This window comes from Terribacillus sp. JSM ZJ617 (assembly GCF_044383785.1).
Taxonomy (GTDB): domain Bacteria; phylum Bacillota; class Bacilli; order Bacillales; family Amphibacillaceae; genus Terribacillus.
The window spans coordinates 861,105-875,600 of the sequence record NZ_JBISEQ010000002.1 but is presented as its reverse complement, the minus strand read 5'-3'; the positions used below and the strand labels follow the sequence as shown (position 1 = coordinate 875,600).

At 37.2% G+C, this 14,496-nt stretch carries 17 protein-coding genes and 2 tRNA genes; 14 read left to right on the top strand and 5 right to left on the bottom strand.

What is annotated here, in order from left to right:
- Nucleotides 1–51: 51 nt before the first annotated feature.
- From ACH6C1_RS10745 to ACH6C1_RS10715, 7 genes are all read left to right on the top strand, one after another.
- Nucleotides 52–957: an NAD(P)/FAD-dependent oxidoreductase gene (locus tag ACH6C1_RS10745; RefSeq protein ID WP_374076943.1), complete on the top strand. Its 906-nt coding sequence runs from the start codon at nt 52–54 to the stop codon at nt 955–957.
- 123 nt (nt 958–1,080) lie between these two features.
- On the top strand, nt 1,081–1,680 hold the full coding sequence (locus ACH6C1_RS10740; RefSeq protein WP_374076941.1) for an XTP/dITP diphosphatase: 600 nt from the start codon (nt 1,081–1,083) through the stop codon (nt 1,678–1,680).
- Nucleotides 1,681–1,689: 9 nt separating this feature from the next.
- The gene (locus tag ACH6C1_RS10735; RefSeq protein WP_374076939.1) at nt 1,690–2,202 is read left to right on the top strand and encodes a metallophosphoesterase family protein; all 513 of its coding nucleotides are present in this window, start codon (nt 1,690–1,692) and stop codon (nt 2,200–2,202) included.
- Nucleotides 2,203–2,290: 88 nt separating this feature from the next.
- Nucleotides 2,291–2,845: a DUF420 domain-containing protein gene (locus ACH6C1_RS10730; protein WP_374076937.1), complete on the top strand. Its 555-nt coding sequence runs from the start codon at nt 2,291–2,293 to the stop codon at nt 2,843–2,845.
- Nucleotides 2,846–2,966: 121 nt separating this feature from the next.
- Nucleotides 2,967–3,040, top strand: a tRNA-Gly gene (locus ACH6C1_RS10725).
- Nucleotide 3,041: 1 nt separating this feature from the next.
- Nucleotides 3,042–3,115 (top strand) — tRNA-Arg (locus ACH6C1_RS10720).
- A 24-nt stretch (nt 3,116–3,139) separates the two neighbouring features.
- Nucleotides 3,140–3,301, top strand: a complete 162-nt coding sequence (locus tag ACH6C1_RS10715; RefSeq protein WP_374076935.1) for a peptidoglycan-binding domain-containing protein — start codon at nt 3,140–3,142, stop codon at nt 3,299–3,301.
- A gap of 307 nt (nt 3,302–3,608) precedes the next feature.
- Here ACH6C1_RS10715 and ACH6C1_RS10710 read toward each other — a convergent pair whose 3' ends face one another.
- Nucleotides 3,609–3,824 carry a hypothetical protein gene (locus ACH6C1_RS10710; protein WP_374076933.1) on the bottom strand — a complete coding sequence of 72 codons (216 nt, stop codon included), beginning with the start codon at nt 3,822–3,824 and terminating at the stop codon, nt 3,609–3,611.
- 84 nt (nt 3,825–3,908) lie between these two features.
- Here ACH6C1_RS10710 and ACH6C1_RS10705 point away from each other — a divergent pair, with 84 nt between their 5' ends.
- The gene (locus ACH6C1_RS10705; RefSeq protein WP_374076931.1) at nt 3,909–4,649 is read left to right on the top strand and encodes a hypothetical protein; all 741 of its coding nucleotides are present in this window, start codon (nt 3,909–3,911) and stop codon (nt 4,647–4,649) included.
- A 14-nt stretch (nt 4,650–4,663) separates the two neighbouring features.
- Here ACH6C1_RS10705 and ACH6C1_RS10700 read toward each other — a convergent pair whose 3' ends face one another.
- From ACH6C1_RS10700 to ACH6C1_RS10690, 3 genes are all read right to left on the bottom strand, one after another.
- On the bottom strand, nt 4,664–5,362 hold the full coding sequence (locus ACH6C1_RS10700; protein ID WP_374076929.1) for a hypothetical protein: 699 nt from the start codon (nt 5,360–5,362) through the stop codon (nt 4,664–4,666).
- A gap of 63 nt (nt 5,363–5,425) precedes the next feature.
- Nucleotides 5,426–5,638: a hypothetical protein gene (locus ACH6C1_RS10695; protein WP_374076927.1), complete on the bottom strand. Its 213-nt coding sequence runs from the start codon at nt 5,636–5,638 to the stop codon at nt 5,426–5,428.
- A gap of 99 nt (nt 5,639–5,737) precedes the next feature.
- Nucleotides 5,738–6,556: a YiiX/YebB-like N1pC/P60 family cysteine hydrolase gene (locus tag ACH6C1_RS10690; protein WP_374076925.1), complete on the bottom strand. Its 819-nt coding sequence runs from the start codon at nt 6,554–6,556 to the stop codon at nt 5,738–5,740.
- A gap of 86 nt (nt 6,557–6,642) precedes the next feature.
- On the opposite strand from ACH6C1_RS10690, the gene ACH6C1_RS10685 reads away from it, so the two are divergent.
- The 3 genes from ACH6C1_RS10685 (at nt 6,643) to ACH6C1_RS10675 (ending at nt 8,354) form a co-directional block, all read left to right on the top strand.
- The gene (locus ACH6C1_RS10685) at nt 6,643–7,002 is read left to right on the top strand and encodes a DUF3139 domain-containing protein (RefSeq protein ID WP_374076923.1); all 360 of its coding nucleotides are present in this window, start codon (nt 6,643–6,645) and stop codon (nt 7,000–7,002) included.
- A 333-nt stretch (nt 7,003–7,335) separates the two neighbouring features.
- Nucleotides 7,336–7,854 (top strand): hypothetical protein, encoded by a 519-nt coding sequence (locus ACH6C1_RS10680; RefSeq protein ID WP_374076921.1) that lies wholly within the window; start codon nt 7,336–7,338, stop codon nt 7,852–7,854.
- A gap of 20 nt (nt 7,855–7,874) precedes the next feature.
- Complete coding sequence (locus ACH6C1_RS10675; protein ID WP_374076919.1) at nt 7,875–8,354, top strand: hypothetical protein; 480 nt, start codon at nt 7,875–7,877, stop codon at nt 8,352–8,354.
- A gap of 611 nt (nt 8,355–8,965) precedes the next feature.
- Here ACH6C1_RS10675 and ACH6C1_RS10670 read toward each other — a convergent pair.
- Nucleotides 8,966–9,979: a LacI family DNA-binding transcriptional regulator gene (locus tag ACH6C1_RS10670; protein WP_374076917.1), complete on the bottom strand. Its 1,014-nt coding sequence runs from the start codon at nt 9,977–9,979 to the stop codon at nt 8,966–8,968.
- 1,250 nt (nt 9,980–11,229) lie between these two features.
- Between ACH6C1_RS10670 and ACH6C1_RS10665 the strand changes: the two genes are divergently transcribed.
- The 3 genes from ACH6C1_RS10665 (at nt 11,230) to ACH6C1_RS10655 (ending at nt 14,247) form a co-directional block, all read left to right on the top strand.
- On the top strand, nt 11,230–12,423 hold the full coding sequence (locus tag ACH6C1_RS10665) for an MFS transporter (protein WP_374076915.1): 1,194 nt from the start codon (nt 11,230–11,232) through the stop codon (nt 12,421–12,423).
- Between the two features lie 71 nt (nt 12,424–12,494).
- Nucleotides 12,495–13,247 (top strand): type I 3-dehydroquinate dehydratase, encoded by a 753-nt coding sequence (aroD, locus tag ACH6C1_RS10660; protein WP_374076913.1) that lies wholly within the window; start codon nt 12,495–12,497, stop codon nt 13,245–13,247.
- A 103-nt stretch (nt 13,248–13,350) separates the two neighbouring features.
- Nucleotides 13,351–14,247 carry a quinate/shikimate dehydrogenase gene (locus tag ACH6C1_RS10655; RefSeq protein WP_374076911.1) on the top strand — a complete coding sequence of 299 codons (897 nt, stop codon included), beginning with the start codon at nt 13,351–13,353 and terminating at the stop codon, nt 14,245–14,247.
- Nucleotides 14,248–14,496 lie beyond the last annotated feature (249 nt).

Here is a 14,496-nt window from a genome sequence, read left to right as displayed (position 1 = left end):
GTACAATCATAGACATTATAAGTCTTTTAAATCTGTGAAGGAGTGTGGACAATGGAAAAATGGGATTGCGGTATAGTTGGCGGCGGTGCAGCAGGGATGAGTGCAGCTCTTCAACTTGTGAGAGCCAGAAAGAATGTGATTATTTTTGATAATGATACCAACCGTAACCAGGTGACTCAGGAATCTCATGGATTCTTAACGAGAGATGGTATCACACCAGCTCAATTCAGGGAAGAAGCCAGACGTGATCTGGCAAAATATCCGAATGTCACATTTGTTTCAGCTGAAGTGACTCTAATCAAGCAAAAGGACGCAGCTAGTTTTGTGATAGAAACACATGACAGCCCTTACTTAATAAAAAAGGTATTACTGGCGACCGGTATTAAAGAATCTTTCCCGGCAATCCCTTCCATTGCTTCATTTTATGGTAAGAGCATTTTCTCCTGCCCATATTGCGACGGGTATGAACGAAAAGATGAGCCGCTGATTCTGTTTGCTGAAACAGAGTCTGGTATTCGCCATATGGGGAAATTGCTGCTGAACTGGACAGGGGATCTTGTCCTTGCATCAAATGGATATGAACTTGATCAAAATACTTTTACTTTGTTCGAAAAGCATGGGGTAATAATCGAGGAGGCAAAGATAGTGGATCTTGTTGGAGAGAATGGGATCCTAAAAGAAGTTGTCTTTGAAAACGATAATCGAATGAAAAGGACAGGTGGCTTTGTTGTCCCGGAATTCGTCCGAAAAGACAGACTGGCTGCCGGTTTGGGGTGCTCATTTGATGAACAAGGCAGACTGATGGTGAACGAATTCGGACAAACAAGCGTGCCGCATATCTATGCCGCTGGTGAATATGTAAATCAAGCACCTTCTTCTCTTTTGCTGGCAGCAGCTGACGGTGCAAGAGTGGCGGCAAATATGAATATGCACTTTGTTGAGTCCCGTTTTAGCTGATCTTTGAAAAACATTGAAAGGCGAGCTATACTTTAATAGAAGCTCGCCTTTTTACATACATATTAATATTTAGGTACTATCTAGGGTAATAGACATACATACGATTTGAATGGAGTGATTACAATGGATAAAATCATCATCGCAACAAAAAACGCAGGAAAACTGAAGGAATTCAAAGCCTTTTTCGGAGAATACGATATTACAGCTTACGGACTTGATGAATTATCAGAGCAATTCGATGATATCGAAGAAACAGGCACGACATTCGAAGAAAATGCAGCACTGAAGGCAGAAACAATGGCAGGCCACTTGCAAGTTCCTGTACTCGCAGATGATTCTGGTCTGGAAATTGATGCACTCGAAGGACGTCCGGGCGTCTACTCAGCTCGTTATGCCGGAGAAGAAAAAAGTGATCAAGCAAATATGGATAAAGTTCTGGAAGAGCTGAAAGGAGTACCGAAAGAGGAGCGTACAGCTCGATTCGTTTGTGTATTGGCACTTGCACAGCCGGGTGAGGAAACATTCTATGCGAGAGGGCATGTGGAAGGTACGATCACGGAAGAACCAAGCGGCGAACATGGCTTTGGCTACGATCCCGTCTTTCAGCCAGAAGGCTATAATAAAACGATGGCCGAGCTAATGCCGGAAGAGAAGAATCAGATTAGCCACCGGAAACAGGCAATGGTTCATTTGGAAAAATGGCTGAATGACCAAGCGAAGTGAGGAGATAGGATGAAGATACTGATAACGAGCGATAGCCATGGATTGACAGCAGAAGTAAGCAAGCTGAAGCAGCGACATGAGGATGAAGTTGCAGCATATATTCACTGTGGTGATTCTGAATTGCCTTTCGATGCCCCAGAGATGGAAGGCTATTATAGAGTTGCTGGAAACTGTGATTATGACAGTGCTTATCCAGAAGTGGAGGAGTTGACAGCATCTGAACTGCCGATTCTTATTACGCATGGTCATCTTTATGGAGTGAAATCGAGTCTCCGATCATTGGAGAAGCTGGCAGCTGAGAGAGAAGCCAAGATTGTTTGCTACGGCCATTCACATGTAGCTAGAGCGGACGTAATTGATGGCAGGCTGTATATCAATCCTGGCAGCATCCGCTTGCCTAAGCAGTCGCCATATCCGACATATTGCATTTTGTCCTACGAAGATGGAATTGCAACGGTTCGATACTATACATTAGGTGGCGAAGAAGTACCGGAACTGGAAAAATCCGTTACTTTCAAGTAAGCTCGGACAAAAAATTGTAACGTTTCTATTGCCGAATCACCTCACACTTACGTTATACTAGTGTTTGAATGAATTGAGGTGATTTTGTATGAATGAAGCCGATTTCGGTTACAAACCAAATCATAAAAAACGCAATTATCGTCCGCTAGTTATTTGGCTGACCATCATTATAGATGGATTGGTTGTCGTACTGAGCGGCTTACCGCCTGTCGAAGGCTTTGACCTATTCGACGTACACATCCTGCCAATGCTGAACGCTATCTTCAACAGCTTTACGTTCATCTTCCTGCTGTTGGCACTGATCTTCATCATGAAGAAGAATATCATCTGGCATAAGCGCTTCATCTATTCAGCTTTTGTCACAACAACACTATTCTTGATTTCTTATGTAGCTTATCACTATCTGGCAGGAGATTCATCATTCGGAGGCGAAGGTATCATCCGTCCGATTTATTTCTTTATCCTGATCACTCACATCGTGCTGGCAGCAGTCATCGTACCGCTGGCCCTTGCATCGATTACACGTGCTTGGAATATGGACGTGCCAAGGCACCGAAAAATTGCCCGCTGGACAATGCCATTATGGCTTTATGTCAGCCTTACAGGCGTCATCGTTTACCTGATGATCCGCCCGTATTATTAAGGAATATTGCTCCGGGAAACCGGAGCAATTCTTAATTTCAAAATAACTGTTGACTATCCATTGATTATCATGTAGAATAAATCTTGTCCTTAAGAGAGGACAGCATACATAATTGAAACACGCGGGTGTAGTTTAGTGGTAAAACCTCAGCCTTCCAAGCTGATGTCGAGGGTTCGATTCCCTTCACCCGCTCCATGTCCCAATAGCTCAGCTGGATAGAGCAACAGCCTTCTAAGCTGTGGGTCGGGGGTTCGAATCCCTCTTGGGACGCTAACAAAAAAGACGCTAGAGACCTTGATACATAAGGATTCTGGCGTCTTTTATTTTGTTGTCGAACCCCTGGGACGGTATCTTTGGTTCGGAACAGAAGCAGCAATTAAATCATTCCAGAAGAGCAAAGGAATTGCTTCCGATAGTGTAGCAGGACCTAACACATACGAGAAGTTCTTTAAGTAAAACAAAATCCCCTCCAATAATGGAGGGGATTTTTTATTTGTGATTCGACGGAGTATGAGGAGAATCTCTTCTCTAATATCTTGTTCATTTACAAATAGATTATACAAAAAAATCCTCAAGCGAGGATAAGTAAAAGGAGTCATACATTGCTGGCATACAGCATTGTATGCAAAAAAATATCGATGTGTAAAAAAAGAGGCCTAAACAGGCCCCAGTTCTTCCGACTCAAATGAGCGAAAGAGGTGATATATCAGTATACTTCATGACCGGAATTTGTATGCACTTTCCTTAATTGGAGGGGCTTTTTTCATATTACTCTACCTTTAAAAACAAAAAACAGAATTAAGCTTATTGGCAAAGCTATAAAGGCAGAAAAGAACCCAAATAAAGCTGGCACTATGATTCCTACAACAATACAAGTGAGAATCCCAATAGTAATATTTTTTGTTCCCCGTAAAACTATTAAACTAATTAATAAAGTCACTAAGGTACCTAAAACAATCGCAAAAATATCCGTAAGCATAATTACTCATTTTCCTTCCTTTCGATAACATAGATGGTAATATATGTTATCGTGTTTTTATACCAAATAAAGGGAGATGAGAAGTTGAAGAAAGTAGTTACTGTGTTGGTTGCCCTCGTTTTGACTGTGTTGGTGTTTAATCCTCCTGTATCGGCTGAAGAAGGAATTAACTTGTCTGAGAAAGATTATAACAAAATTAGCCAAAAGATGAAAGAAGATGGGTCTTCTCAAGAAGACATTGATAAGGTTATTGCCAAGTTAAAAAATGGTGACACACTAGATGCAGATAAACCTAGTAATCAAAACAAAGCACATTTCTCCTTGTCTTCAACATTCGATGAAGAGAAAGATAGTACAACCGCAGTAACAGATAAAGAGCAAGAGAAAACTATCAGATATGATGACGGTTCATATGTAAAGGTTGAAATTATCGAAGAACCCAGTCTTAGTGATGGTCAATTTTCAACAATGGCTACTAAAAAGACAGTAACTGCAAAAGGGTCAAGTATTTGGGGGTCTGCTTCATATAAGGCGGATGTTTACATTGATACACGTTCAGGAGGAACGAATTACATTGGAAAAGTATGGGGATATGATATTAATACCCTATTAGGAACGTACTCTGATCCTAATTTGAAGATTACAACAAAGTCTGAGCAAAGAAGTAAAGGAATTACAGCAAAATCACGCTTACGTTATACATGGAATAGTTCAACAAGTTTATCCTCTAAAACATACTACCTTAAATTGCATACAGGGGATAAAATTAATGATCGATACGGAATCTGGGTCGACTTCACCAATGGAACTGCATCATACAAATAAAAACAAACCCCTCCTTAATTGGAGGGGCTTTTTTTAGCTTCAATCATTTTTTGATGTCTTGCTCTAATTAATTTCTTTAATTTGTCGCAAACATTTAGAAATTCAATAGCTAAATTAGCATGGATTTCTTCATTTCCTGAGATAACGGAATCGTATGTTTTATGTAATCTTTTTATAACCGTGTAATCCTCTTGGTCAATAATCTTATTTAATAACAAAGTTGCAAATGCCTCATCATAATTATTTACGTTATTGTATAAAGGGGCAATTTCCATTGCAGTTAGACTCAAATCTGTCCAGGCACCTCTAACAGATAAGGCTGCATCCTTATAGCTAAAAACGCCGTTATCATCGATATGTAATATGCTATCGACAAGACCTTTTAATTTAATATCATTCGAGAGCTTTTTTGAAGAATATATTGTATCTTTGATTTTTCTTCGTTCTATTTGTAATCTTTGCACCTCATCATTAGTTGATTCAACTTGATCAGTAAACTTTGTATCAGTTTCATCTATTGTTTTACCTATTTTTTCATCTAAGCGCTCTGAATCAATTTCTAGAAGTTCTGCTTTGAACCCAGGTGCTTCAATATTTTTTAACCTATTCAACAAACCTTTGATTTGATTCTTTAACAAAAGGAACATCACAAAAATAAGCATGGGCCATATTAGACTTTTGACTAAGGCAGCTATAAATTCGTATGTATTCATTTTTTCCCCCATAGAAAATATTGTGTTTAAATTATACATTTATTTCCTAGGGATTAACACATCTTATTTCACTGTATAGTGGTTACCAAAAATAAGAGCTGCATGGTCCATATACATTTCCTCGAACATTTCTCTTTCTTCATCTGTAAACTTCAGAAATCTGTGATCCCATCCTAAAGCCCTTTCCATGTCATAACCTTCCTCATTAGCAATGAAATCATAAACAACCTTCTGTCTAACTAACAGATACTCTGAATACATGTGTGGTCTAATCACTTTATCTCCTCCTATTTACTTATATAATCAAGCAAACAAATGAAAAGGTGATTAATTTTAAAAAATACCCTGCCTACTAAGGAGGGTACAGTGTTAGCATTAATTAGCCCATTGATGTTCTTTAATAATTCTTGCTGGCTTATAAGTTGGAGTAAACTGAGTTCTAAGTGCATATGGACCTACAAATCTTGAAGAAGGTACGTTTACAACTTTCTTAGAACCAGTTCCGAAGTAGTATGCCTGCCAAACTACTTTTGAACAATAAGTAGGGTTTGTTTTATAAATATCATTTGTAATTTTGTATGTTGGTTTTCTGTTTTTATCCCAATAATTAGCTTTTGCCCAACGTGCGGCTTCTACAGCAACTGACTGTGTTTTAACTCGATATACATTGGTTTTTTTGTACTTCTTTCTCCAATCGCTAACTGAAGTCCGAACCATAGTTTTACCTTTACCTCGAATTTCAAGAATGTATCCATTGCCAATAGCAATTCCTGCATGCCCTGAAACACCAGATCCGTTTTGTGTGTCATTAGTAATTAAGATATCACCTGGTGATGAAACATAACCTTTGAGTGATGTTGAAGCAGCCAACGCTGAAATCTTTCCTGCTTCTGTCTTAGTGTTATCAACTGGATTTTCAAATGATTCTTCAAAGGCATTAACAACAGCTTCATATGTATCATTCTCACCATACATACCCTCAGCTTTATACTTATTAAATTCCTCCTCTGTTAATGTTTGTACTTTTTGATTTGCTACTTGTTCTTCTGTTTCTTCTAAATCTATAATCTCTGAAGAAACAACTTCTTTTGATAGCTTAGTATCCTCTTCAGCGGATGCTTTACTTGGGGCGAAAAATGTCATAAGAGAAAACAAAATTGCCACGGTACTTAACAAACAAATAATTTTCTTCACAATTACACTCCTTTTTATGTTATAAATTAACAATAGCATAATTTACCATAACCGGATACTAAAAAAAGGAAGAAGTGTTAATTTTTATGAAGAAATTGTTGTTGATCCTGATCACATTAATTGTTGTAATAGGAGCTGGTACCTGGGTAGCATTCACATTCTATGGATCGCCATTTGAAAAGAATAAAGCTGAAGAGAAAATGGATGAGCAATTAGTCAACTTAGGGATTGGAGATGAAGATATTGCTGGTAGAGAAATAGAATACAATAAAAAGTTTGGAAAATATGAGATAGATATTGAGTATAAAGGTGAAGAAAATCTAACATATACTTACTTATATCGAAGTGACTTGGATAGAGTTCTCTTAATTGAAATCTATGATGATCAAAAACAAGAGACCGTTAGAGAAGGCGAACATGATTCAACTTTAAATTACAGTGTATAAAAAAAGAGAAGACTAGCACTAGTCTTCTCTTTTCATTTACCACACATAGCAGTTGTATCATTCTTAATTATTCGAAGAACTTAAAAGTGAATTTGTTCCACCATTAGAAACTGAATCCCAAGTTAGTGCTTTTTCAACTTCAAAAGCTGACATTGCTGAAGCCGAAAAAGAAATAATGAAGCAATTAACCAAGGATTTAAAACTGTAGAATTATCTTCTGAAGTTAGTCCTGGATGGAGTGAGGATAACAGTGGTGGATTCTCTACTATGGGTGCGGGGGATACAAGGTATAAGGTTCTAAAGGTTGATCGTATTTGGCAACGAAGAGGTGGAATGAAAGGTCAGAATTCTAATTGTGGCCCTGCAACTGGTGCAATGATAATTGATTATTACCATGATCATTTAGGTTTCAACGTGAGAGATAATGCATATTACGGTAGTTGGGCCGCCTTATCTAATCATTTGCGGATAGACATGGGAACACTTGCCGGAGGAACTACTTTGCGAGGGTATGCTGCTGGGATGTACAATCATGTGTTGCATACAAGTAGCGGATCTGCTTGGTCAAGTAAATACGTACCGGATGCTGTAGGAACAACAGCTCAGACTCAGTATATTGGTGCAATTAATAGTGCTGATCCAGCCGGTTTCAAATTTGATTTGTTTGTATCCTCCGGAACTGAATTTAAATACCACTTTGTAGCAGGCATTGGCTATGATAGGAACGGAAGTTTTACAGGAGATCTTCATGTAGGCTATAAGAATCCTGATGGCGGCGAGAATAATAATGGAACTCATTGGTTTGATTGGACAGCAAATGACGATGATATGGGATTCGCTTATCTTAAATAATAAAAAGAGCGGTGAAACATTTGACAAAAAACAGAAAAAATACTTTAGTTCTCGTTCTTTCAATATTGGTCTGTATGATTTCATTTTTAATCATAAACTTATTGAATTTTGACGTCCCTGAGAATGGAAACCGATCAGGAAATGGTAATCTAGCTGTAGCTGGTTATCCATTTGCAATTGCATCAGCTATCTCTATTTTGATATTTGGTTCTCTGCTATGTATAAAGCTTTTGCGAAGATTGAGTAGAGTATGGTCTATAGTTTCTTTACTCATATTTATCACAATTCAAGTATTGTTATATGAGGGATTTGAAAACCATTTTTATAAAAAAATCGATTATCTTGGTGGCGGACCAAAAGAACTCAGTTCATTCATTATCGACATGGGTTGGGTAAATACCTACACAAATGATATGTATTTTAATGTTTATTCTTTCTTTACCGTATTAGTTCTTCCGATAATAATTTCATCATTAATCAGATTAATAAAGAAGGCTTAAATAGATCTGCGGACTACATTTAAATATGTAGTCCGCTTAATTTTTTTAAAGGATTAGCACTAAAAGGATAAATGGGGCTGATTTGGGGCTAGAATTGGTTGCCCCAGCCCCAAAAACATCTGAACAGTTAGCCACAAACCCTATTACTATGCGATTTATACTTAATTGTTCGATCGCATTCCTACCTGTTCCCATAGAGACCTACAGCCTTCTAAGCTGTGGGTCGGGGGTTCGAATCCCTCTTGGGACGCTAACGAGAAAAGCGCTGGAAACCTGGAAGAAAAAGGTTTCTAGCGCTTTTTCTATTGTTGAAGGACCGTTGGGCAAGATTAGTTAAACAAAAAGTATATACAAACTTAGTCGTTTCCCACATGTATCTTTACGTAAAAAATAAAAGTGATGATTTTCTGTTTTTAGTACAGGTAACAGAATAAAAAAGGCGCTAGAATTCCTAATATAAAGGTTTCCAGCGCCTTTTTACGTAATAGCGTTATTTTGAACCAATTCCTTTTTCTACAATGCTGAAGGCTGTATTCTAACTGGAATCTGTCACTACTTTTAAAAGAAGATGCAGGGGGGATATGTCCCAAAAGATTCCAGCCCAATGCAGTTTACGCAGATTCTCGAACAATCAACTCTGGCTCCAGGATTAGACGCTGCTGCTCATGGCTATCGTTTGACATTTGCTGGAGTAAAAGCTTTGCGGCTTCTACACCTGTACGCCTAGGAAATGAAGAAACCGTAGTTAACGGGGGATGATAGACATCTGATTCAGGAATATTATCAAATCCTACTATATCTATGTCCTGCCCGGGAGTAAATCCTTCCATTCTTAACCCTTGCATCACTCCGAAGGCAACTAAGTCATTAAAACAAAAAATAGCCGTTGGAGGATCAGGATTACGAAGAACTTGCAATACAGCATCTAACCCACCTTCTCGGGTAGGAGGACTGTCTACAACCAAGTTATTGTCAATGATCAATCCCGCGTTATCATGGGCATACTGATATCCGTCCATACGTTCGATCCAGGTCGAGGATGTTCGAACGCCCCCTAAAAATGCGATCCTTTTATGTCCCTTATCTATTAAGTGATTAGTAGCCATCAGGGACCCTTTCCTATAGTTTATGCCAACATAGTCACTTTTAACTTCCGGTAATTCTCTGACAGCAAGAACCATTGGTGTGTTCATCTGGTTTAACCGATTAACTGTTTCTGCATTACTCCCTGAGACAGGATCGAGAATTAACCCACCGACTCTATGTTCCAACATGGTAGAAAGGAGATGGTCTTGCTTGGCAAGAGAATCAAAAGACGTTCCCAATAACACCGTATATCCAACTTCTTCTAGTGTTTCGTGTACACCTACCAAAAATTCAGAAATGAACTTATTTGAAATATCGGTGATAATCACACCCACTGTATTAGAGCTTTGTGACCTTAGATTTGCAGCGACCCTGTCGTATACATATCCTAATTCTTTCATTGAATTCATCACTATTTTTCGTGTTTTATCAGATATTCTGGGATTGTTACGAACAACAAGGGAAGCGGTGGCAGTTGATACTCCAGCATGCTTTGCGACCTCTTGTAATGTGACTCGCTTTTTTTTAGGATGTTTCATTGTTGAATCACCATCTTGAATAGAATTTTAATTTCTTAAAAGAAAACTAATTGTCGCAAATCATGCATTTCATATTATTTTTCCTTTGATAAGACGCAGGATTTCTCCAATAATGTTTCTCTCTTTATAGTACCTTTTTTTCATATAACCTACAATAACGGGCCATTTCATTGCAGGATAGGTTAAGATTTTTTGCAGTAACTTTTATTCTTTCTATGTATGAGTTATGTCCTCTAAATTTATAATTTAACTGAAGTCTGAAAACAATATTTATGTAATTGATACCTGTCAAGCGTATTGTGAAAAAAATCACAATTGTAATACAGTGAAGTCATAGGTTTGACACAATATTAGTGTAGCAGTATAATGGCTGAGGCGCACTTATTTTAGTTTATTTTCTGCGCAGATTAATAGAAAAATAAGTGGAATTGATAGGGTAAAAAAAGTTTTAGCGTACTTTTCAATATGATGAGGTATACGTAATTACGGCACCTTATAATTTCAATGCCAACATGCATTTTTTTCAAGTAATAACTTAAAAAAGTGTTATAAAAGAAAAGAATTTATTGCAGCATATGTAGAAGGTTATTCAACATGGATGATATTGAACATATTACTATGACTGCAAGAGTTGTCACTATGATCCCAATATAGTACGAAGGCCAAACATGAGAATTACCTTGCACAATTAGTAGAACGATATACCAAATTAAAATGTGGTATAGACACTGCTGTAGTTGTCATCATAATCTCCATATATTGAGAAGCCAATGAATGAATTGGGTTATTTTACGCATATAGTAGAACGATATACCAAATAAAAGATGCGGTATATATACAGTTGTGGCGGTCACTGTGACTCTAGTTCCAATCTAATGCGAAGGTCAAATATGTGAGGTAACTTGCGCTATTAGTAGAACGATATACTAAATTAAACGATGTGGTATAGATACAGTTGTAATTGTCACTGTGACTCTAGTTCCAAACTAATGCAAAGTCCAAATGTGTGAAGTACCTTACACATTTAGTAGAACGATATACCAATCTGCGTTATGTAACCGCATGATTGTATGGAGAACTTTAAAGTTAAAGCCCAATTAAATATATGAAGTGGTTACTGATGATACACATCCAAGGAATTAATTAATCAGTGTTTATTGAGAGGAAGTGATAGATGAAAAGGTTGGAGGGGCGCACAAATATACTAATTTAATGTTTATTTTTTTATAGAGGGGATGGAGGATTTTTTTATGAAAAGTCCATATATAACAGCTGCTGGTGGGATGTATCTTAACTTTTTCATTTTAGGCATGGTTAATATAATATTTGCATCAAATATGAGCAGTTTAACAGAACAATTAAATACAAGTACTTCAGGAATAAGTCTTCTTTTATCTGCTTTCGGAATTGGGAAGCTTCTTACTTACGCTTTAAACGGATTTCTATCAGACAAATTAGGCAGAAAACCATTAGTTGCTTTTTCAAGTATCTTAATGGCCATATTCTTAATCGGATTTCCTATGGCGCCTAATTATCAAATAGCCTTTGTTTTGGCCGTTTTGATGGGAATTGCAAACTCAGCGATGGATTCAGGCACATATCCAGCCCTTACTGAGTCTTTTCCAAAGTCTGCAGGAACAGCGAATGTTCTAGCAAAAGCATCTAATTCTATTGGGGCAATCCTGCTTCCAATACTTATTACTTTTTTAGCTACTAATAATATGAGCTATAAATTTTCATTTTATATTCCTGCAATTGTAACAGTTATTGCGTTGGTCTTAATCCTTATTGCACGATTTCCGAACCATAAAAATGCAGAATCTGATAATGGAAGTACGAAACAATCTGTGGAAAACGTATTTTTATCTCAACCGAAATTTTGGGTGGAAGGACTTGCCCTTATCGTTATTGGCTTTACCTCTTTAGGACTAATCATGATCGCGCCATTGTGGCTGCCTACTTTAGGACAAGAAGTATTAGGCATGACTGATACGGAGTCCGTAACAATGCTTAGCTATTATAGTACAGGAGCTTTTGTTTCTGTTATTTTGCTAGCTGTTGCACTGAAAAAGGTTCGCCCTGTGACAATTATGGTTGTTTATCCGATTATTACTGTTATTTCTTTGATTGTTCTCTTATCAGTAAATTCATTAAGTGTAGCAATCATCAGTGCTTTCTTTGTCGGTTTATCTATTTCTGGAGTACTGCAGTTAGCCATTACGGTAATCACGCAATTATTCTGGCAGAAGAAAGGCACGATGACGGGGATCATTTCAACATCGGGCAGTATAGCAGTTATTTCCTTACCGGCTTTAACCGGTGTGATGGCTGATACGACTAGCATTACTGCGATTATCTGGCTTGAGGTGGCCATTGCTGTAGTAGAAATTTTGGCTGCACTAGTAGTGATGTATCGATTTAATATATTAATAAGGAGTCATTAAAAAGCAAACGGTCTAGATTTAATAGGATTAAAAATATCTAGAAATAAAGATTTTAGTAGGAGGATCACTTAGTGAATACAGTAACAATTAAAAACACCACAATTGGAGAAGGTACTCCAAAAATTATTGTTCCACTAGTAGCGACTAAAGAAGAACAAATACTTCAAGAAGTTGAAACGGTGAAATTATCGAAGCCGGATATTGTTGAGTGGCGAGTAGATTGCTATGAGCACGTCGAAAACTTAGAAGCTGTTTCAAATATGATTACAAAACTTAGAAAGGTTTTGCCAGATACACTTCTTCTTTTCACTTTTAGAAGTTTTAAAGAAGGTGGCAATAAAGAAATTTCAGATCATTATTATTTTGAATTGCTGCACACAGCTATTCAAACAAAGCAAATAGATCTTGTTGATGTTGAGTTGTTTTTTGCAGAATCCGAGGTAAAAGCAACAGTGAAGTTAGCGAAAGAAAATGGCGTTTATGTCATCATGTGTAATCACGATTTTCACAAGACCCCGCCTAAAGAAGAAATAATTTACCGTCTTCGCAAAATGCAAGAGTTTGGTGCTGACATACCGAAAATCGCTGTTATGCCCCAAAGCGCAGAGGATGTTCTAACTTTATTAGAGGCGACAAATGCAATGAAAACGATGTATGCGGATCGACCGTTTATTACTATGTCCATGTCTGGGACAGGTCTTGTTAGCCGCTTAGCTGGAGCAGTATTTGGTTCGGCTTGTACATTTGGTGCCGGCATAGAAGCATCTGCACCAGGTCAAATTCCAGTTGATCAATTAAGAAATGTTTTAGAAGTAATTAGTTAAACCCAGTAAGTTAGTATGGTTATTCTTACTTATTTGATTGTGAAGTAAGGTTATTCAATATAAATGAAACTTTTTATAGATAATTTATAAGGGAGATTTTAATATGGAAAACTTAGAAAAAAACTTAGAAAAAATTGATGGAAAAACAAAATTAGTTGGATTACTTGCTACACCAATCGGACACAGTCTATCACCGAGAATGCATAATTTAGGATATACATTAAAAGGTTTGAATTACGCATATCTTGCATTTGAAGTGGGCAATGAAACGTTGGAAAAAGCTGTAGAAGGGATGAAAGCTCTTGATGTGGCTGGTTTCAATGTATCTATGCCAAATAAAATGGAAGTTATTAAATATCTAGATGAATTAGATGAGAGTGCTAAGTATATTGGAGCTGTCAATACGGTCGTCAATAGAGATGGAAAATTAATTGGTTATAATACTGATGGAAAAGGCTATGTAAACAACCTTAAAGAACATGGGGTTGATTTACAAGGGAAGAAGGTAACGCTAGTAGGGTCAGGTGGAGCAGCTACACCAATTGCCGTTGAATTAGCGCTTGCTGGAATTTCTGAAATTAGTATCTTTGCCCGTAATGATCAATATTTCCACCAAGCTGAATTGAATGCTGGGAAAATCAACAATGACATGAAGGATTATAATGTAAAAGCAAACATTTTTCCACTAGAGGATAAAGAGGCATTTCGTCGTGAAGTAGCAGAAAGTGCAATACTTGCAAATGGGACAAGTCTAGGTATGAAGCCTTTAGATCATTTAAGTATACTGGATGATAATTTAGATGTATTACGTAAAGATTTAATCGTGACTGATGTTGTTTATAACCCAGCGAAATCTAAATTATTAGCTCAGGCAGAAGAAGCTGGTGCAACTATTATTAATGGATTGGGAATGATGTTAGGACAAGGGGCATTAGGATTTAAACTATTTACTGGGGAAGAAATGCCAAAAAATGAAATTAAAAAAATTATGTTTGAATAAAAAGTACTCTAAATATATGTAAATTAACTTAGATTGTAGATAATAAATAAGGTTGCTTTATCGCTTTATAATGTGAATGCTATACGTCACATTTAATTTATGAATGAAGAATCAGGGCTAAGAAAAACAGGAGGCTACTCTATGTTTTTCTTAGTTTTTTTAGGGATTCTTTTATCAATATTAAAATCACTTTTTACTGTATTTTTCTATGGGGAGAACAATTGCAGGGTGTTTCACAGTATGGGGGGA

Excerpts from the sequence above, each read along its gene's own strand:
- ACH6C1_RS10745 (WP_374076943.1), top strand. The coding sequence starts at position 52 with ATGGAAAAATGGGATTGCGGTATAGTTGGCGGCGGTGCAGCAGGGATG.
- ACH6C1_RS10740 (WP_374076941.1), top strand. The coding sequence starts at position 1,081 with ATGGATAAAATCATCATCGCAACAAAAAACGCAGGAAAACTGAAGGAA.
- ACH6C1_RS10735 (WP_374076939.1), top strand. The coding sequence starts at position 1,690 with ATGAAGATACTGATAACGAGCGATAGCCATGGATTGACAGCAGAAGTA.
- ACH6C1_RS10730 (WP_374076937.1), top strand. The coding sequence starts at position 2,291 with ATGAATGAAGCCGATTTCGGTTACAAACCAAATCATAAAAAACGCAAT.
- ACH6C1_RS10710 (WP_374076933.1), bottom strand. The coding sequence starts at position 3,824 with ATGCTTACGGATATTTTTGCGATTGTTTTAGGTACCTTAGTGACTTTA.
- ACH6C1_RS10700 (WP_374076929.1), bottom strand. The coding sequence starts at position 5,362 with ATGAATACATACGAATTTATAGCTGCCTTAGTCAAAAGTCTAATATGG.
- ACH6C1_RS10685 (WP_374076923.1), top strand. The coding sequence starts at position 6,643 with ATGAAGAAATTGTTGTTGATCCTGATCACATTAATTGTTGTAATAGGA.
- ACH6C1_RS10680 (WP_374076921.1), top strand. The coding sequence starts at position 7,336 with ATGAAAGGTCAGAATTCTAATTGTGGCCCTGCAACTGGTGCAATGATA.
- ACH6C1_RS10670 (WP_374076917.1), bottom strand. The coding sequence starts at position 9,979 with ATGAAACATCCTAAAAAAAAGCGAGTCACATTACAAGAGGTCGCAAAG.
- ACH6C1_RS10665 (WP_374076915.1), top strand. The coding sequence starts at position 11,230 with ATGAAAAGTCCATATATAACAGCTGCTGGTGGGATGTATCTTAACTTT.
- ACH6C1_RS10655 (WP_374076911.1), top strand. The coding sequence starts at position 13,351 with ATGGAAAACTTAGAAAAAAACTTAGAAAAAATTGATGGAAAAACAAAA.